The following is an 18,569-nucleotide window of genomic DNA, read 5'->3' as shown; positions in this document are numbered from 1 at the left end:
CCGCCGGCGGTCTCCCTGCGAGCGCCATGCGGATCGAGTTGCCAAAGAAAGCATCGCCCTGCCGCAGGCGGGACGGGAACCTCCTCGGAGGTGGGGAGCGCCTGCGCGATGGGGTGGCCGAAACGGCGGAGCGCCACCTGCCACCCACCCCGCCGGGTGGTGGGTATGCCTGCATCCAGGTGTGAAACTGAGTTGTCGTAACTGCGGCATTGTGGGGGGGCCGGGCGGCGATCTGCTCTCTATGCGCGGAAAACTCGAAGAGATGTCGTTGACCGATCTCGTGCAGCTGGTCTGCAACGAACGGAAGACGGCGCTGATTCGCCTCGAGCGGGGCACGGCGAGCGCCGAGGTCTGGGCCGAAGGGGGGGACTTGGTCCACGCGGTGACAGGCCCGCTTCGCGGCAGGCCGGCCCTCTTCGAGGCCTTCGGCTGGGAGACGGGGCGGTTCGAGCTCGTACTCGGACGCGCGGCTGAAGAGCGCACGCTGAGCCAGGCTTGGCCGGAGTTGCTCCTCGAAGCCGCCGAGCAGGTGGACCTGCGCCGATCACTCTCCTCCTCGGCAGGCGGCGGCTCGGTGAGCGCTTCGTCGCCGGAGCCGGCAAGTGGCGACTGGTTGCGGTTGGCCGGAATCTCCGAAGTCCGCGGGAGCGTCCTCGCTCGGTGCGACGGGATGGTGGAGCAGCGTCATGGGGAGGCCGATGCCGACCAGCTTGCGGCCCTCGCGGTGGTCGCCTTCGAAGCGGGGGCCGAGGCCGGCGAGGCCCTCGGCCTCGGCCGCGAAGTCGACCGCCTGCTGATCGAGACCGCCGAGGGGCGCGTCCTCGCCGTCGGCGATCACCACCATCTGATCGCTGCGCTCCTTCACCCGGCGACAGCCACGGAAGGCGTCGAGGAGGTTCTGCGAGCGTGCCTGAAGTAGCGGATCCGGCACTCATCGAAGCGCTCGAAGCGGTTGCCGCGGCCGACACGGTGATCGGCTGCCTCGCCTTCGACGACTTCGGGAGACCGCTTGCGGCGGCTCCGGGAAACGCGATGCCGGATCCGTTGCGGATCCGTCTCGCCGCAGTCTTCGGCCGGGTCGCTGCGGACCTCCATGCCGTGGCACCGCTGGGCGGCGTGCGCTCGCTCGTCCTCGGCCTGGCGGAGCGACACGTCGCGGTGGTGGACCTCCCGCCCGGCGGCGGTCTGGCGGTGATCTCGCGAGGAACCGGGAACCTGGCGCTGTTGCGCCTGCGGATGCGGACGGCGCTGCGTGCGCTCGAGCGGGTCCGCTCGCGAGCGTCTCGTCCCGCCGAGCGCCTCGATCCGCAGCCCGCGAGCTCCAGGTCGCCTCTTCCCGTTCGGCTTGCCGAGTTGGTCGACCAGGAGCTCGGCGAGAAGGCCGGCAAGGCGCGGGAGATGCTGCGCTCCGCCGGCACGGATCGGCGCCGCCTGGAGGCGGCGGTGGGCGAGGTGGTGCGCTTCACCCGACTCTTCGTCGATGCTTCACGCAGCCGCCGGCTCGAGCAGCGACTCCGCGAAGCGCTCGACGGCGAGCCGCGCTGAACCTTCGGGGTCCGGCCCAAAGGAGATGGGATGACTTCCATGCAGATCGTTGCCCTTGCCCTCGCCGCCGTCGCCGCGGTCGTCATGGCGGTCGACCTCGTGGCCGCGGTGAAGCTGCGGCGAGCCCTGGCACGAGGGGAGATCGGGCGCAAGTGGAGCTTGCTGACGGCGCTGCTGGCGTTCTTCCTCCTGGGCTACGTCGTCGCCCCGCTCTCGCTCCTGCTCGGCCTGTCGCAGGAGACGATGAGCCTGTTGACCTTCGGCGTCTTCCTGCTCGGCGCCGCCTTCGTCTGGATCGTCATCGGGATCCTGCGGGATGCGCTGAGCTTCCTCGACCTGCTCAAGGGCGACTGACTCGGCGCCGACCGGATCGGGGCGGCGGCGCTAGAATGCCGCCCATGTCCTCGACTTCAACGGCCCCCCGCCTCGTGCGCTCTCCGCGCGGTGGCGAGCTCTCCTGCCGCGGATGGCAGCAGGAGGCCGCGCTGCGCATGCTGATGAACAATCTCGACCCGGACGTGGCCGAGCGTCCGGAGGACCTCGTCGTCTATGGCGGGTCCGGTCGCGCGGCGAGGAACTGGCCGTGCTTCGACGCGATCGTCGACACCCTGCGACGGCTGGCTGGCGACGAAACGCTGCTTGTCCAGTCCGGCAAGCCGGTGGCCGTGTTCAAGACGCACGAGGGCGCTCCACGCGTGCTGATCGCCAACTCGATGCTGGTGCCGAAATGGGCGACGGCAGACGAGTTTCGGCGTCTCGAAGGGCTCGGCTTGACGATGTACGGCCAGATGACTGCCGGTTCCTGGATCTACATCGGCACGCAGGGGATTCTCCAGGGGACGTTCGAGACGCTCGCCGAGTGCGCGCGACAGCACTTCGGCGGATCGCTGCGCGGGCGCCTGGTGGTGACCGCCGGCCTCGGCGGGATGGGCGGTGCCCAGCCGCTCGCGGTGACGATGAACGAGGGCGTCTGCCTGGTCGCCGAAGTCGATCGTCACCGGATCGATCGCCGGCTGCAGACGCGCTATCTCGACCGCCTCGCGCCGGACCTCGAGTCCGGGGTGGCCGAGGCGCTCGCGGCGCGCGATCGCGGCGAGGCGGTGTCGATCGGTGTCGAAGCCAATGCCGTCGACCTTCTCGAGCTGCTCGTTTCGCGTGGGCTGGTGCCGGATGCGGTGACCGATCAGACGTCGGCGCACGACGCACTGCTCGGCTACGTGCCGAACGGTCTGTCCTACCGGGCGGCGCTCGCGCTGCGGACCGACGATCCGGCCGAGTACGTGAGGCGCTCGATGGGGACGATGGCCGCGCACGTCCGGGCGATGCTCGAGCTCGGCCGCCGCGGGGCGGTCGCCTTCGACTACGGCAACAATTTGCGGGGTCAGGCCCGTGAGGCCGGGGTCAGCGATGCCTTCGACATCGGCGGATTCGTGCCGATGTTCATCCGCCCGCTCTTCTGCGAAGGCAAGGGCCCGTTCCGTTGGGCCGTGCTCTCCGGCGATCCGAACGACCTCGCGGCGACCGACGAGGCGATCCTGGAGACCTTCCCGGACGACGCCGCTCTGGGTCGCTGGATTCGCCTGGCTCGTGAGCGCGTGGCGTTCCAGGGGTTGCCGGCACGCATCTGTTGGCTCGGCTATGGCGAGCGCGCGCGAGCGGGCAAGGTCTTCAACGAGCTGGTCGCGAGCGGCAAGGTCAGTGCGCCGATCGTTATCGGCCGCGACCACCTCGATTGCGGCTCGGTGGCCTCGCCGCATCGAGAGACCGAAGCGATGCGCGACGGCTCCGACGCGATTGCCGACTGGCCGATCCTCAACGCCCTGGTCAACGCGGTCAACGGCGCTACCTGGGTGTCGGTTCACCACGGCGGGGGAGTCGGCATCGGCAATTCGATCCACGCCGGCATGGTGATCGTCGCGGACGGTACCGCCGAGGCGGGGCGACGCCTCGAGCGGGTCCTGACCTCGGACCCCGGCATGGGCGTGGCCCGACACGTCGACGCCGGGTACCCGGAAGCCGTCGACTGCGCCCGCCGCCACGGCGTCGACCTGCCGATGATGGGACGCTGACCGCACCATCGGCCGGGGCGAGGAACGCGGAACCGTCGCGGTGCGAGCGCTGCCCAGGCCGGACGCCGAGCGCGCCGAGGCGCTCCTCCTCGTCGCCGCCCCGGCGGCGCTGCTCGCCGCGTCGTCGATTCGCTCGCCGCTGCTCCTGGTCTGGGCCGTGCTCTGGCTGGCCGTCTTCCGGCCGCCGCGGCGCGAGCGATGGCTCGCCGGCACGGCCTTCGCGATCGCCATTGCCCTCACCGCGATCGATGCGGCCCCGCTCGTCGTGCCTTCGTGGTCCGGGAAGGGCGCTGCTCCGGTTTCCGTGCGCGATGCCTATCGAGCGGCCTGGACGCCGCTCGTTCAGCAGGCGAGCGTCGCGGCATCGCTGCTCGGCGAGCCGAGCGACGACGCCGAGTTCGTTCGCCACAGCTTCGATCGCCTGGACGCGCTCGCCCGAGCGTCGAAAGGAACGCTTCATCTTCGGCTCGTCGATCCCGATGGCGTGACGAGAGCGTGGGCCGGAACCGGGCTCGTCCCGGAGCCGGTGTCGTCGCGACTTCCCGAGCGCGGGGCGTCGGTCGAGGCCAGCTTCTCCTCGGTGGCCTTCCTGGTGGCCGAGCCGGTGCCGAGCCGCAGGCGATCCGGGGAGGTGCCTGGCACGGCAGGGCGCGCCTGGCAGGTCGTCGCCGGTCGCTCTTTCGCGTTGGATCCGCCCGGTTTCCTGCCGGCGGCGCGACTCGGCGAGCCGTCGTGGAGGGTGCGGTTTCCGCGAAGCGACGAGAGGCTCGACGCCGACTGGACGCTCGACGAGCCTGGCCTGCCGCGCCTCGCGGTCGCCGTCGACCGCACCGGATCCGGCGCCGACCGCGCGACCGATCGAACGAAGCGGTCGCCGGTCGCTGCCTGGGCGATGGCGCTCGGACTGCTGGCGATCGCCGTGATGCGAGGCATCGGCCGGCTCCTGCTCCGCGGCACGATCCTCGCGGGAGCCCGGTCCGGCTGGGTCTCCGCGGCTGCTGCCAGTGGCGCATTGGGCTGCTGGGCCGTCGGCGTCCCGGTCTCCGCGAAGCTGGTCCTGGCCGTGCTGGGCGGGGCGGTGCTGCTGATCGCCGCGACGCGCGTGCCGAAGGGACGCTGGGGTCCGTGGGCCGCCGACCTGCTCGCCATGGCGGCGGCCGCGAGCGCCCTGCTCGTTTCGTGGCTGCTCGCCCTGAGCTTCGACGCGGGCGACTCCAGCCCTGGCTGGCTTTCGTCGGTGGCGGTGCTGCGCGGGCTTCCCCCCGCGCTGATCGTCGCTTCGGGGTGGTTGGCCGCGGGTCGACTCGCCGCGTCGGGTGCCAGGGGCGTCCGGTGGGGCGGCGCCCTCGTCGGTCTTACGCTACTGCTGCTTGCCGCCTCGGCGATCGATTCCCTGCCCGTCGCGGTGCTCGCCCTGATCGTTGCCGCGGCAACCTGGCGTCGAGCCGTCGCCGACGGGTCGCACGGGGGCGGCGCCGGATTGGCGGCGCTGGCCTTGCTGGCCTCCTCCTTCGCCGCGGTCGCCGTGGAGATTGCCGAGCGAGGTGAGCTTCGACGGAGCCTGCCGCAGCGGTTGTGGTCGATCGCGCCGCCGACCGCCGAGCGTCTCACCCCACTGGCCGCGTCGATCGAGGCGCACTTCGCGGGTCTCGAAGCCGCGACCTTTGCCCCCCGGGAGATCGACGAGGTCGATCGGCTCGACCTGGCGTATGCCCTGTGGCGTCGATCGCCGCTTGCCCGGCCCGACGCCCTCTCGGCGCTCACCGTGCAGCTTCCGGGAGCACGAAGCTCGGTGTTCGCCTTCGGGCTTCCGCTGACCCCGGAGGGCGAGCTCGACCGCGAGCCGGCCCGCTGGAGCGAGGTCGCGGTTCCGGGCTGGGAGTCGGCGCTGGTGGCGGGCGAGGCCTGGATCGAGCTGCGCGGCGAGCGCTGGGCGCTGGCCCGATTCTGGATGCTGCCCCGTCCCGGTTTTGCCGCGCAGCCGCCGCCACTCGACGATCTCGCCGGAATCCTCCTGCGCGGTGGACCCGCGGTGGCCGGAGGCCGGCTCGTCGGCTCGCGCCCGGAGGTCCGGCTGGCTCTCTTCTCGCCCGAAGGGCGGGCGCTCCTCACACCGTGGCGCGAGGAGCCGCCGCAGTTGCGACTGGCCCCGGGAGAGTCGACGAGACGGATCGAGCTGGCAACGCCCGATGGTCCGGCCTGGGGGATCGCCCAGCGTGAAGGGTGGGGCGTCCTCGCGTTGCTCGTCCAACGTCTCTCTTGGATCGCCGGCATCGAGCGCGTCGCCACCCGCGCGCTCGGTTTCGCCGTGTGGGGCCTCGGCCTGCTCGGCGCCGCCGCGCTGCTCTCCCTGCCGCGATCGGTGGCGCGCGACTTCGCGCTGCGGGCCGTGCGTTCCTATTCTCGCCGGCTGCTGCTGCTCTTCGGTGGCATGGTCCTGGTGCCGAGCGTCGTGCTCTACACCTTCCTCACCGCGGCGCTCGGGCGGCGTCTCGAGCTGCAGAAGCGCCAGGACGGCGAGGCGGCCCTGAACTCGGCGCAACGCGTCCTGGGGGAGTACCTGGCGACGCTCGACCCGGGCTTCGGGCTCGACACGGCGCTCGACGACGCTCTGCTCGGCTGGCTGTCGCGGGTCGTCCAACACGACGTGAACCTCTACTGGGGCGGGCAGCTCTACGCGTCGAGCCGCCGAGAGCTCTTCACCTCGGGGCTGCTGCCGCATCGGATCCCCGGGGAAGTGCAGGCGCGCTTGGCGCTCTTCGGCGACGATCTCGCGTCGCGCGACAGCCAGGCCGGGAGCGAGACCTATCTCGAGCTGTTCGCGCCGCTGCGGGTTCCTGGAGTGCCGATCGATCGCGGCCGGCTCTTCCTCTCGATGCCGCTGCTCGCTCAGCAGGAGGAGCTCGGGGCGGAGCTCGAGCGGCTGCGTCGACGGGCGCTGCTGGTGGCGAGCGGCCTCTTCGCTGGGCTGTCGATCGTCGGGATCCGGCTGGCGCGCAATTTCACCCAGCCGCTCGACGAGCTGGTCGAGAGCACCCGGCGGATCGCGGCCGGTGAGCCGGCGCGAACTCCGCAGCCGCGCGAGCTCGAGCTCGCCGCCCTGGTGGAGGCGATCGACCGCATGGCCGGCCGCATCGCCGAGGGCCGTGAGCGCCTGGTGCGGGAGAAGCTGGTCGTCGAGCGGATCGTCGAGAACGTCACTTCGGGCGTGGTCTCGATCGACGAAGCGGGGCGTGTCCAGTTGGCGAACCGTGCGGCCCGCACCCTGCTCGGCGTCGCCCCGGGGGAGGTCCTCGTTCCGGCGATCGCCGCCCAGCCGGCCCTCGCTCCCCTGGCCGCTCACCTCAAGGAGGCTGGTCGGGAGCTCGAGCAGTGGACCGTGCGACTCGCGGGAAAGGCCGGCGAAGACCGCGAGTGGGCGGTGGTCTGGGCTCCAGTCCCCGGCGAAGGCGAGATGGTGACGCTGCTGATCGTCGAGGACGCCACGGAGGTGCTGCGAGGGCAGCGGCTTGCGGCGTGGGCGGAGATGGCCCGGATCATCGCCCACGAGATCAAGAACCCGTTGACTCCCATCCGGCTTTCGACCGAATTCCTGCGCGAGGTATGGCAACGCGACCGCGATCGCTTCCCCGAAGCGTTCGAGCGCTGCACGGCGAACATCCTGCGGCAGGTCGACGAGCTGCGAGACATCGCCGGCGACTTCGCGACCTATAGCCGGCTGCCGCGGCTGGAGCGAAAACCCGGCGATCTCGTCGCGCTGGTCGGTGAGATCGTCGAGGGATACGCGGGGTCGGTCGCCTCGGTCGCCGAGGTCCGACTGGAGGCGCCGCCCACCCTGGCGTGCCGTTTCGACTCCCGTCTTCTCGGACGGGCGGTCCGCAACCTGATCGAGAACTCGTTGCGCGTCAGCGCCGCCGGACAACGAGTCGTCGTCACGCTCTCGGCGACCGCCGAGGAGGCGAGGATCGCGGTCGAGGATCACGGCCCGGGAGTGCCCGAGGATCTGCTCTCGCGGATCTTCGAGCCGTACTTCTCGACGCAGTCCGGGGGGACCGGACTGGGACTGCCGATCGCACGCCGCATCGCGGTGGAGCACGGCGGAACCCTCGTGGCGCACAATCGCCCTGGCGGTGGGCTGGCCGCGATCATTACAATCCCCCTGTCATGACTCGACGATCTCTCGGGCGTCGCCTCGCGGTGCTGGCCCTGGCGGCCGTGGCCATCGGCTGCCCCTCCCTCTTCGGCCGCCCCAAGAAGGCGGCGACCTCGGCCCTCTGGCTCGCCGGTCCCAGCGAGATCGCCGCCGCGCCCGAGATGCGACGACTCGAGGCGGTGGGTGTGCGCGAGCTCTTCCTCGACGCCGGGGAGTTGAGAGCCGAAGGCGGGTCGCTGCGCCTGGTGGGCAAGTCCGCCCTCGCCCTGCCGCGCCGCGTGCCGGTGACGCTGGTGCTGCGCGGCAGTCTGCCGGCAGGTGCGACGGCGTCGAGCTCGCTGGTCGACGAGGTCCGGGGGTTTCTCCTCGGGGCGGAGGGGACCGGTCTCTTCGTCGTCGGCCTGCATCTGGACCTCGACGTCGAAGGACCGCTCGCCGATCTCGCGGGGGTCGCCAAGTCGTTGCGCAAGGCGCTGCCGGACGGGCGTTTCCTCTCGGTCACCATCGATCGCCGGCGCCTCGGCGAGGAGGGGATGGCGCAGCTCGCCCGCGCGACGGACTTCTGGGTGGCCTTCCTGCACGGCGAGCGTCAAGGAGGCGACGAGGATCCGGAAAGCTGGGATCTCCAGATCACCGAGCGTGATCTCCGCAAGCTCGAAGACCTCGGTGAGCCCTACCTGGTCGGCGTGGTGACCCTGGGGAACGGCTCGCGCATCGCCCGCGACGGTCGCTCGACCCGCCTCTCTCCCGCGGTGTCGCTCTACTCCTTGCTCACCCATCCGGCCCTCGAGCTCGTCCCCGGCTTCTCGCTTCAGGGGATCGACCGTCAGGTCCTGGAGCTGCGAGCGCGGGCTGCGGCACGAGTCGGCGGGGTCGAGGTCGGAGCGGGCGACCGGCTCCGCTTCGTGCGGACGCCGACACCGGTCCTCGAGGAGCTGCAGCGACTGCTCGGCACCCTCGAAACGCCTCACCGACTCGGCGAGGTCTTCTTTCGCGAGCCGGAGGCAGGCGATCGCCTCTCGCTCTCGCCGTCGAGCCTCGCGGCGGCGTTGGAGCCCGGTCCGGCGGAGCCACAGCTCGCGATCGAGGTCGATTCGCTGGGGGCCGATCGGGGCAGGTTCCGTTTCCGTCTCCGGCTGCGCTCGGGCAACGACGAGCCGACCGACGTGGCGACGCTCGACCACAACTTCGTCTCGGCGCACGTGCCGGGCGGCGTGGTGTCCGACGTCGAGCTCGGACAGTTCCTCCGCGCCGAGGTGGACCGGCGTGACGAGCGCTCGCGCGTCGCGGCGGTGCGCCGGCCCGACGTCGTCCGGCTCTTCGCTCCGTTGGTGGAGGGGCGGGCCGAGCTGGTCAGCGGACCGATCACCGTGCAGTTCAGTGGCAGGCCGATGCGGGTCACCGTGTCCGGAGACTTCGTCTTGTCCGACGGCCGGGTGCTTGCCGTACCTCCGGTCGACTGGGACCTGACGCCTTGAGGCGTCGCTTCGCCGGCCCGCACGCCAAGGCGCTCTGGAGCGATCCCTGGCTGGGCCTCGACCGCTTGCTCGCCGGCGGTGGCATGGCGCTCTTGTGGACCTTCGTGGGGCTCACCGCGGGGTGGTGGGTCTATGTGCCGTTGCACGAGCTGATGCACGCAGCCGGCTGCCTGCTCTCCGGTGGAACGGTTACCCGCCTCGAGATCGACGCCCTCTACGACGGGGCCTTGCTCGCCAAGGCCCTCCCGTTCGTCGTTCCGGCGGGTGAGTATGCAGGCCGCCTGTCGGGTTTCGACACCGGCGGTTCCGATCTCGTCTACCTGGCGACCGATCTCGCGCCCTATCTGCTGACCCTTTGGCCGGGGTTCTGGGCGCTGCGCCGCGCGGCAGTCTCCCGGCACCCGTGGCGTTTCGGCTTCTGGTTGCCCTGGGCTTTGGCGCCGATCGTCTCGCTCTCGGGGGATGCCTACGAGATCGGGTCGCTGCTGGTTCGCCAGCTTCCACCCTGGCGATCCCCCGCCCCCGCCGCGGCCCAGCTCGTCGGCGACGATCTCATCCGCAAGGCCGCGGAGTTGGGGAGCCTCGGCAGCGCTGCCCCGTGGGTCGGGTTCGCCCTGGCCGCCGCAATCGGTGCCGCCTGGGCTTGGACCTGGGTCGCCCTGGCGAGCCGGGTTGCCTCCTGGCTGGGCGAGTCGCCGCTGTCGAGTCGCCCAGCCGACGGGAGAGTGGCAGCGGGCGCGTAGCGCCTCGCGCGCTACAATGCGACAATTCGACCGCGGCGAATCGCGCCGATTGGGGTCAACCACGGAGGTAGCAAGCTTCGCCATGCCTCGATTCCGCCTCGGCTCGCTCGCTGCGGGCCTGTGGCTGCTCAGTTGCGCCACCACGCCGACCCCGCAAGCCAACCGTCCGCGACCGGACGCCAATCCCGCGATCAGTCGTTTCCCTCCGATTCGTTTCGAGACCAGTGGCTTCGAGCGCCACGAGGGGCTGCTGACGACCTACCTCGACCGTGAGCGCGGGCGTGTCCTGCTCGAGCTTCCTCCGGCCGACGCAGAGGGCGTGATCGCCTCGTTTCTCTATTCCGAGGGGATCCTCACCGGACTCGGCTCTCCCGCGCTGACGCTCGATCGTGGCGACCTCGGAACGACGCGGTACGTGCGCCTGCGGCGCCTGGGAGCGAAGGTCCTCGTCGAAGAGCCGAATCTGCGCGTGCGGGCGCTCCTCGACGACGTCGCCGCCCGACGTGCCGCGGCCGAGTCGTTCGCTCCCCAGGTCCTGTGGGCGGGCGAGATCCTCGGGGAAGACCCCGACGGCCGAGTCGTCGTGGACTTCACCTCCTTCGCGGTGCGCGACGCGCACGGCGTGGCGTCGACGCTGCACACCGCCGGACAGGGGGAGTGGAAGCTCGATGCGGGTCGGAGCGCGCTCGATCCCCAGGGCTGTGCGAGCTTCCCGGAGAACCTCGAGCTCGAGGCGCTTCTCACGTTCGTCGCCGCCGAGCCCGGTGCGGAAGTGCGCGCGGTGGCTGCCGGAGACGCCGTGAGCTTCGTCCAGCACCAATCTCTCCTGCGCCTTCCCGATGCCGGCTACCAGCCTCGCGCCGCGGATCCACGAGCCGGTTCGCTGACCGTCACCTTCCGCGACGTCACGGCGCCCCTGGCCGAATCGGGTGAGCGCCAGTGGCTTGTCCGTCACCGCCTCGAGAAGGTCGATCCCACGGCCGAGCGCTCGGTCGTGCGCCGGCCGATCGTCTACTACGTCGATCGCGCGATTCCCGAGCCGGCGCGAACCGCGGTTCTCGAAGGGGCGCGCTGGTGGGCCAAGGCGTTCGACGAGGCCGGATTCATCGACGCCTTCCGCGTCGAATTGCTGCCCGAAGGGGTGAGCCCGCTCGACGCACGCTATCCGGTGATCGAGTGGGTCCACCGCAGCGCGCGCGGGTGGTCCTACGGCAGCGGGGTGGTCGACCCGCGCACGGGCGAGCGCGTCTCGGGTCACGTTCTTCTCGACTCCATGCGGGTGCGCTACGACCGGCTGCTCTTCGAAGGGCTGCTCGGTTCCGAGCTGCTCGGCACCGGCGGAGCGTCGGATCCGGTCGAGATCGCCCTGGCCCGTCTGCGTCAGCTCGCGGCGCACGAGGTCGGCCATGCGCTGGGGTTGGCCCACAACTTCGCCGCCAGCACCTATGGCGGCCGGGCGTCGGTGATGGACTATCCGGGGCCCTACGTTCGCGTGACGGAAGGCGGAGCATTCGACATGAGCCGCGCCTACGCCGACGGGCTCGGAGAGTGGGATCTCTTCGCCTTGCGCTACGCCTACCAGCAGTTCCCTCCAGGTACCGACGAGGCGGTGGAGCTCGACAAGCTCGCCCGCGAGGCGGCGAGCCGCGACCTCGTCTTCCTCTCCGACGAGGATGCACGCGCTCCCAGCACTGCGAGCCCGCGGGCCAGCCTCTGGGACAACGGGGCCGACCCGGTGACCGAGCTCGAACGGACGATGACGATTCGCCGCCTGGCGCTCTCGCGCTTCGGCGAACGCAACGTCCCGGTGGGTCGCCCGCTCGGTGAGCTCGAAGAGCGGTTGGTTCCGCTCTACTTCTTCCATCGGCATCAGATCCTGGCGGCGACGAAGGTGGTCGGCGGTCTCGACTACCGGCACGCGCTCCGCGGCGATGGGCAGCCGCGCGCTCGTCGCACGCGTGGCGACGAGCAGCGGCGCGCCCTCGCCGTCGTGCTCGCCTCGCTGGCGCCGGAGGAGCTCGACCTTCCCGAGTCGATCCTGCAGCGGCTGACGCCGCGCCCGCCCGGCTGGAGTGCCTACCCGGAGCAGCTCCGCGGCGCGACGGCGCCGACGTTCGATGCGCTGGGCCTGGCGGCCTCGCTCGCCGACACCGTGCTCGCCGGCCTCCTCGACCCCGCTCGCTGCGCTCGCCTGGTGGACTTCCACCGCCGGAACACCGAAGTGCCCGGGCTCGACGAAGTTCTCGACAAGACGGTCGCCTCGGTCTTCGCCGATGCGGCGCTGCTCGAGCCGCGGGTGGCCGAAGTGGCGCGCACCACCCAACGGGTCCTGGTCGGCCGCCTCCTCTCCCTGGCCGAGAGCGCCGAGGCCAGCAGCGGTGTCCGCGCCCGAGTCGAATCGGCCCTGGCCAGCCTGCTTCAGCGGCTCGACAAGATCGAACCGCTGGACGGCGAGGAGAAGGCGCACCTGGCGCTGCTGATCGGCGACCTCGGCCGTTTCCTGGCTCGTCCGGCTGCTGTCACCGTGCGGCTCCCGGCCGCGCCGCCAGCGCCTCCGGGGGAGCCGCTGGGCGACGGATGCGCGGTCGGCCCGTGAGTCGCCGCGTCCGCTGGCTGGCGTTTTTCGCGGCGTTGGGCCTGCAGGTCGTGGCTCTCTCGGCCCGCAGCGGTGGAGTACCGCCGGGAGCCCGGCCGCTGCGTCGGATCTCGCCGCAGGTGGTGGCGACCTATCCACACGACCACGCGGCCTTCACGCAGGGGCTGGTGTGGAGCGAGGGCCGACTGTTCGAGTCGACCGGCCTCTACGGCGCGTCCTCGCTGCGCGAAGTCGACTTGACGAGCGGCCGCGTCCTTCGCCGGGTCGAATTGCCGGCTGACCTCTTCGCCGAGGGGCTCGCCCGCCACGGGCAGGAGCTCTTGCAACTGACCTGGCAGGAGCAACGCCTGCTCGTCTGGGACCTTCCGACCTTCGCTCGTCGCGGCGAGCGTCGCTACGGTGGCGAAGGGTGGGGGCTCACCTCGGATGGCACGCGGCTCCTGATGAGCGACGGAACCGACCGCATCTCGATCCGCGACCCTTCGACGTTCGCGGAGACCGGCTCGATCCGGGTGACACGCGACGGGCTGCCGTTGCCGGCGCTCAACGAGCTCGAGTGGGCGGAGGGCCGGTTGTGGGCCAACGTCTGGATGACCGACGAGATCGTGGGGATCGACGTGACGACGGGGCGAGTCGAGGTGGTCGTCGACGGCTCGTCGCTGCTCGACGCTGACGCGCGGCGAGAGGCGGACGTGCTCAACGGGATCGCGTACGTGCCGGCTCGCAAGACCTTCCTGCTGACCGGAAAGTACTGGCCGACCCTCTTCGAAGTGCGCTTCGACGAGTCGGCGACGGCGCGCTAGCGCCGCCACCGTTGGTACACTGCGCCCCCAGCAACAGGAGAGCGACATGACACAGGACAGCCTCTGGTACGTGGCGGTGGACGGCCGGCAGGAAGGGCCGCTACCGCTTTCGAGCATCGTCGCACGCGTGCAGTCCGGGACCCTGGATCCACGCCGAACCCACGTCTTCTGTCAGGGGATGGCGAACTGGGAGCCGATGACGGCACGAGCCGAGTTCTCCTCTCGCCCGGGAGCCATGCCGGCCGCGGGGGCGGCCCCCTCTGCCGGCGCGACGGTGGCCCACGAGATCGACTTCGAGCTCTTCGGCCAGGAGATGCAGTTCGTCGAGATCACCCTCGATCCCGGCGAGGCGTGCGTGGCCGAGGCGGGCGCCTTCTTCTACATGGATCCCGGAATCGAGATGGAGACGATCTTCGGCGACGGCTCGGCGGCGAGTGGGAGCGGCGGCCTCATGGGCATGCTGATGTCGGCTGGCAAGCGCGTGCTCACCGGCGAGTCGCTGTTCATGACGGTGTTCGCCAACCAGGGCGGGACGAGGCAGCGCGTGTCCTTCGCTGCGCCCTATCCCGGCAGCATCATCCCGGTCGACCTGCGGCAGCACGGCGGCACCTTGATCTGCCAGAAGGACTCGTTCCTCTGCGCGGCGAAGGGGATCTCGGTGGGTATCGCCCTGCAACGCAAGCTGGGGGCCGGCCTGTTCGGCGGCGAAGGGTTCATCCTGCAGCGGCTCGACGGCGACGGTCTCGCCTTCATGCACGCCTGCGGTGCCGTCGTCGAGCGTCAGCTCGCTCCCGGTGAGACGATGCGCATCGACACCGGCTGTCTCGTGGCGTTCGAGACCCAGGTCCAGTACGACATCCAGATGGTGAAGGGCGTCAAGACCTTCCTCTTCGGCGGCGAGGGCTTGTTCTTCGCGACGTTGACCGGCCCCGGAAAGATCTGGCTGCAGTCGCTGCCGTTCAGCCGGCTGGCCAGCCGGGTCTTTGCCGCCGGGGCGCCCGCCGGGAGGCGGCGCGAAGAGGGCTCGATCCTCGGGCCGCTCGGCAACCTGCTCGACGGCGACGGACGTTGACCGGGCACGGGCGGGTCACGTCGCTGGCCCTGACGCTGGCCCTGGGGTCGGCGCCCGGGGTCTGGTCGGACGGCCCTCTGGCGAACGAGATTCCCTCAGCCGCTCGCCGCGACCCGGAGGCGTTGCGCCCGGCGGTGGACGCTGCGGTGGAGAAGGTCCTCCCCGCACTGGTGAATCTGACGATCGTCTCGCAGCGCTACGCCGACGGGCGCGCCCAGCGCTTCCGGGTCGCCGGCAGCGGTGTCGTGGTCACGCCGCAGGGGCACGTGCTGACGAACTACCACGTCGCCGGCGATTCGATCCGGATCCGCGGCACCCTCTCGACGGGCGAAGTTCTCGACGGCGAAGTCGTCTTGCACGATCCGGCCACCGACCTCTCGGTGTTGCGGCTGGTCCCCCATTCGCCTCGCCGCTTCGCCTACGCCGAGCTCGACCGTCGTGTCGCGCTGAAGGTCGGAGATCCGGTGCTGGCCATCGGCAACCCGTTCGCGCTCGCCTCCTCGGTGACGCTCGGGATCGTCTCGAACCCTCGGCGGGTCTTCACCGACGCCGCCGGGACCGAGCTCGTCCCGGTCGATCTCGGCGCGGGCGAGGCCGCCGGTACCCTGACTCCCTGGATTCAGCACGATGCGCTCATCCTGCCGGGTAACTCCGGCGGGCCGCTCGTCGATCTCGCCGGACGCGTCGTCGGGATCAACGAGCTCGGTGGTTCCGGGCTCGGTTTCGCCATCCCGGCGCCCGTGGCCGCCGAGGTCCTCGCGCAGGCCCTCGAACAGGGAGAGGTCCGTCGCGCCTGGTTGGGGCTGAGCGTGCTGCCGGTCGACAAGTTGGGAAGGGACCAGGGTGCTCTGGTTGCCGCGGTCGTCGAGGGCTCGCCAGCGGCGCGTGGCGGCCTCCTCGCCGGCGACCTCGTGCTCGGCCTCGACGGCCATCCGGTCGCGGTTCGCTTCTTCGAGGAGCTACCGGCGTTCTCGCAGCGCGTCGCCAGCCTGCCGATCGGCCGGAAGGTGCCGGTCGAGATCGAGCGGGCGGGGGTCCGACGTCAGCTCGAGCTGCTCACCGAGCCGATGGAGCGCGGTCGCGGCAGCGAGGCGGAGTTTCGTTCGCTCGGCCTGACGGCGCAGGAGGTGACCGGCCCGATGGTCCTCGCCAACCGGCTGGCGACGAAGGAGGGCCTGCTCGTCACGGGCTTGCGTTCGGGTGCGCCGGCCTCGCGCGCGCGACCGCAACTGCAGCCGGGCGACGTCCTCCTGGTGGCCGCCGGTCTGCCGCTCGCGCGTCTCGAGGACCTCACCGCCGCACTGGAGAAGGCGGATCGCAGCGCTCCGTTGCTGCTGGAGCTTCGTCGCGGCCGAGAGAGTGTGCTGGCGACCGTTCAGCTCGAGGTCCCGCCGGGGCGACTCTGGGGCGGTGAGCTGCCGCGTGCCTGGCTTGGCTTGCGCACGCAGGTGGTGACTCCCGAGATCGCCACGGCTCTGGGGCTCGCCGAGCGACGCGGGTTCCGCGTCACCGAGGTCTTCGACGGCGGAGCGGCCAAGCGCGCCGGGCTGGCGACGGGAGATATCCTGACGGCGCTCGACGGCGAGCCGCTCTCCGCCGCGCGGGTCCAGGAGTCGGAGGACTTGCAGCACCGCATCGAAGAGCGTCCGATCGGATCGGCGGTGCGTTTCGACCTGCTGCGCCACACCTCGGCCGGGATGAGTGCCATTCAGCTCGCGGTCGAGCTCGAAGCGCGACCCGAAGATCCCGGGCAGGCACGTCTCGAGCGCGACGACGAGCTCGAGATCGCAGCTCGCGATCTGACTGCCTTCGACCGTCTGCGGTTGCATGTCGGCGAGGAGCAGCGCGGTGCCCTGGTCGTGGAGGCCACCTCCGGAGGGTGGGCGCAGCTCGCCGGACTGCGCACCGACGACATCGTCCTGCGCGCCGGCGGGCGCAATGTTTCCGATGCCGCCAGCCTGATGAAGGCGTTGGCGGCGCTGCGGGCCGAGCGTACCTGCACGGTCGAGCTCTTCGTGCGCCGCGGCTCCCTCACGCAGTTCCTTTTCCTCGAACCGGTCCGCCCGGGAGAACCATGTCGCGACGCGCAGTCCTCCTCGCCCTCCTCGTCGTCCAACTGATTGGTGCGCCGGCCTTCGCCGAGGACGAGACGAGCGCGCTCGCCCGGCTGGTCGAGCGCGTCGCGCCGTCGATCGTCTCGGTGAAGGCTCGACTGCGGATCTCGATCGGGTCGGGCGGAGAGCGCGAGGAGCAGGAGAGCGTTGCCGAGGCGCGTGGCGCATTGGTCGGTCCGCGCGGGCTCATCGTGCTGTGGAACTCCCATCTGTCCGCGGTGCGCTGGTCGGAGGCCTTCGCCGCGCAGGGCCGAAGCGAGAGCGGATTCCAGGTGCAGGTGGCGCCGACCGGGATTCGCGTCACGCTCCCGGGAAGCGACCGAGACCTCTCCGCCATCCTGGTGGCGAGCGACGCGGATCTTGATATCGCGTTCCTGCAGCTCGACCCGCCGCCGGCCGAGCCGTTGCCGTACGTCGACTTCGCCGCGGGTACCCGTGGCGAGCTCGGTCAGCGCGTGGTGGCCGTTTCCCGTCTCGGCGGCGCCTTCGACGGCGCCAGCTACTTCGAGACGGCCCGGCTGGCGGGCAAGATCGGCAAACCGCGCGAGGCGTGGATCCTGGATGGAGTGGTGTCGAGCTTCGGCCTGCCGCTCTTCGACCTGACGGGTCGCCCGGTCGGCGTCCTGGTCACCGTGCTGTCGCGGGTCCCTGACGGCTCGGCGGGGGGGATGGGCGAGTTCACCGGCTTCTCGCCGTCGCTGCGGCAGCGGCAAGAGAACGCGCGGCTGGGTGCCTTCCTCCTGCCTGCCGATCGCGTTCGCGGCCTGGTCGGCGAAGCCACGAAGCGAGCCGAGGCGATGCTCGCCGAACGCGCGGCGGCGCCTGCGCCGTGAGAACCGAGGCTCTCGCCTTCAGTCGACGAGGCTCTCGAGCTTGAGCAGGCGAGCCCAGGCGAGGCGGAGCGGATCGGGGAGCTCGAGATGGGTGAAACTCTCGCGCACCTCGTTCCGCGAGACGTAGGCCCAGATGTCCTCCCACTCGGCGTAGCGCAGCAGGTGAGAGATCGCCCAGGCGCGTCGTTCGGCACTGCCCGCGCGCAGGATCTCGCGGAGCTGGTCGCCGGTCACCTGTTCCTCGGGGAAGAAGTAGAGGAACTCGGAGCGCTCGGGGCTCGCCACGTTGCTCATGGCGTGAGTATAGCGCCGCCGCTTCGCTCCCTTGACCGGTTGCTGGAGCCGCGCTATCGTCGCTCGTCGCAGAGAGCCCGGGCGGGCATAACTCAGTTGGTAGAGTGCAAGCTTCCCAAGCTTGATGTCGCGGGTTCGAATCCCGTTGCCCGCTCCATTCCTTTCGTCGATCTCCGGCGCCCGCGAGGGCGCCGCTGTCATTTTGGCCCCACGCCTCCGGAGCGCCGCTCCGCAGGCCGACCGCGAGGAGACCTCCGACCATGGGCTGGTTCAGCAGCGCTCCCGATCCCGCCGCTTCGCCACTTCGCCCGACGCCGTTCGATCCCGGAGCGACCCGCGTCTCGACAGGGACCCGGATCGTCGGGCGAATCGAAGGCGACATGGAAGTCGTCATCGACGGGGAGCTCGAAGGAGAGGTCCGACTCGGGGGGCACCTCCTGATCGGCGCGAGCGGAGCGGTGCGCGGCGAGGTGGTGGCCCGCGGCGTGCGTGTCGCCGGCCGGGTCATCGGCGATGTCCGCGGACTCGAGCGGATCGAGCTCCTGGCCGGTGGCTCGGTGGAGGGCAACCTCACGGCTCCGCGTGTCGTCGTCGCCGAAGGGGCGTTCCTTTCGGGACGAGTGGTGATGCACGAGACTCCCGCCGACCGGGCTGCTGCTCCCAAGGCGTCCGCCACGAATGGAAAGCCGGGTGAGGCCAGCGCACCGGCCGAAGCGTCGACTCCGGACGCCGCTGCGGCGGTGCCACCGGCGGACGGGGCGGCTGGCCGCCAGTCGTCGAAGGATCGCGGGGGGAAGGAACGCCCCGGGAAAGGTCCGAACGCACCGACGGACGCGCCCCGCTGAGGTCGTCGCGGATGCGCGCCCCCG

At 71.1% G+C, this 18,569-nt stretch carries 14 protein-coding genes and 1 tRNA gene; 14 read left to right on the top strand and 1 reads right to left on the bottom strand.

What is annotated here, in order from left to right; genetic code table 11:
* The first annotated feature begins 181 nt into the window (after positions 1-181).
* The 12 genes from IPJ17_15270 (at position 182) to IPJ17_15215 (ending at position 17,406) form a co-directional block, all read left to right on the top strand.
* Positions 182-919: a DUF4388 domain-containing protein gene (locus tag IPJ17_15270; protein QQR72840.1), complete on the top strand. Its 738-nt coding sequence runs from the start codon at positions 182-184 to the stop codon at positions 917-919.
* Entirely contained in the window at positions 907-1,545 is a 639-nt protein-coding gene (locus IPJ17_15265) for a hypothetical protein (protein ID QQR72839.1), read from the top strand. The genes IPJ17_15270 and IPJ17_15265 overlap by 13 nt, the downstream gene beginning before the upstream one ends.
* A gap of 30 nt (positions 1,546-1,575) precedes the next feature.
* Positions 1,576-1,899 carry a hypothetical protein gene (locus IPJ17_15260; GenBank protein QQR72838.1) on the top strand — a complete coding sequence of 108 codons (324 nt, stop codon included), beginning with the start codon at positions 1,576-1,578 and terminating at the stop codon, positions 1,897-1,899.
* A 44-nt stretch (positions 1,900-1,943) separates the two neighbouring features.
* Entirely contained in the window at positions 1,944-3,614 is a 1,671-nt protein-coding gene (gene hutU / locus IPJ17_15255) for a urocanate hydratase (GenBank protein QQR72837.1), read from the top strand.
* Between the two features lie 40 nt (positions 3,615-3,654).
* On the top strand, positions 3,655-7,782 hold the full coding sequence (locus IPJ17_15250) for a HAMP domain-containing protein (GenBank protein QQR72836.1): 4,128 nt from the start codon (positions 3,655-3,657) through the stop codon (positions 7,780-7,782).
* The gene (locus IPJ17_15245; protein ID QQR72835.1) at positions 7,779-9,245 is read left to right on the top strand and encodes a hypothetical protein; all 1,467 of its coding nucleotides are present in this window, start codon (positions 7,779-7,781) and stop codon (positions 9,243-9,245) included. The genes IPJ17_15250 and IPJ17_15245 overlap by 4 nt, the downstream gene beginning before the upstream one ends.
* Positions 9,242-9,988, top strand: a complete 747-nt coding sequence (locus tag IPJ17_15240; GenBank protein QQR72834.1) for a hypothetical protein — start codon at positions 9,242-9,244, stop codon at positions 9,986-9,988. Before IPJ17_15245 ends, IPJ17_15240 begins: the two co-directional genes overlap by 4 nt.
* Positions 9,989-10,070: 82 nt before the next feature.
* Positions 10,071-12,584: a zinc-dependent metalloprotease gene (locus IPJ17_15235; protein ID QQR72833.1), complete on the top strand. Its 2,514-nt coding sequence runs from the start codon at positions 10,071-10,073 to the stop codon at positions 12,582-12,584.
* On the top strand, positions 12,581-13,387 hold the full coding sequence (locus IPJ17_15230; GenBank protein QQR72832.1) for a glutaminyl-peptide cyclotransferase: 807 nt from the start codon (positions 12,581-12,583) through the stop codon (positions 13,385-13,387). The genes IPJ17_15235 and IPJ17_15230 overlap by 4 nt, the downstream gene beginning before the upstream one ends.
* A 46-nt stretch (positions 13,388-13,433) precedes the next feature.
* Positions 13,434-14,459: a TIGR00266 family protein gene (locus IPJ17_15225; GenBank protein QQR72831.1), complete on the top strand. Its 1,026-nt coding sequence runs from the start codon at positions 13,434-13,436 to the stop codon at positions 14,457-14,459.
* Entirely contained in the window at positions 14,456-16,579 is a 2,124-nt protein-coding gene (locus IPJ17_15220; GenBank protein ID QQR72830.1) for a PDZ domain-containing protein, read from the top strand. Before IPJ17_15225 ends, IPJ17_15220 begins: the two co-directional genes overlap by 4 nt.
* Complete coding sequence (locus IPJ17_15215) at positions 16,534-17,406, top strand: serine protease (protein ID QQR72829.1); 873 nt, start codon at positions 16,534-16,536, stop codon at positions 17,404-17,406. Before IPJ17_15220 ends, IPJ17_15215 begins: the two co-directional genes overlap by 46 nt.
* Positions 17,407-17,424: 18 nt before the next feature.
* Here IPJ17_15215 and IPJ17_15210 read toward each other — a convergent pair whose 3' ends face one another.
* Positions 17,425-17,700 carry a hypothetical protein gene (locus tag IPJ17_15210; GenBank protein QQR72828.1) on the bottom strand — a complete coding sequence of 92 codons (276 nt, stop codon included), beginning with the start codon at positions 17,698-17,700 and terminating at the stop codon, positions 17,425-17,427.
* 81 nt (positions 17,701-17,781) lie between these two features.
* Between IPJ17_15210 and IPJ17_15205 the strand changes: the two genes are divergently transcribed.
* Both IPJ17_15205 and IPJ17_15200 read left to right on the top strand, forming a co-directional pair.
* Positions 17,782-17,857: transfer RNA gene (locus IPJ17_15205), tRNA-Gly, on the top strand.
* Between the two features lie 103 nt (positions 17,858-17,960).
* A complete protein-coding gene (locus IPJ17_15200; protein QQR72827.1) occupies positions 17,961-18,545 on the top strand; it encodes a polymer-forming cytoskeletal protein in 585 nt (194 codons plus the stop codon).
* Positions 18,546-18,569: the final 24 nt, after the last annotated feature.

Source organism: Holophagales bacterium (genome assembly GCA_016699405.1).
Taxonomy (GTDB): Bacteria; Acidobacteriota; Thermoanaerobaculia; order Multivoradales; family JAGPDF01; genus JAAYLR01.
The sequence above is the reverse complement of the archived record's forward strand: the minus strand, read 5'-3'. Positions and strand labels throughout refer to the sequence as shown.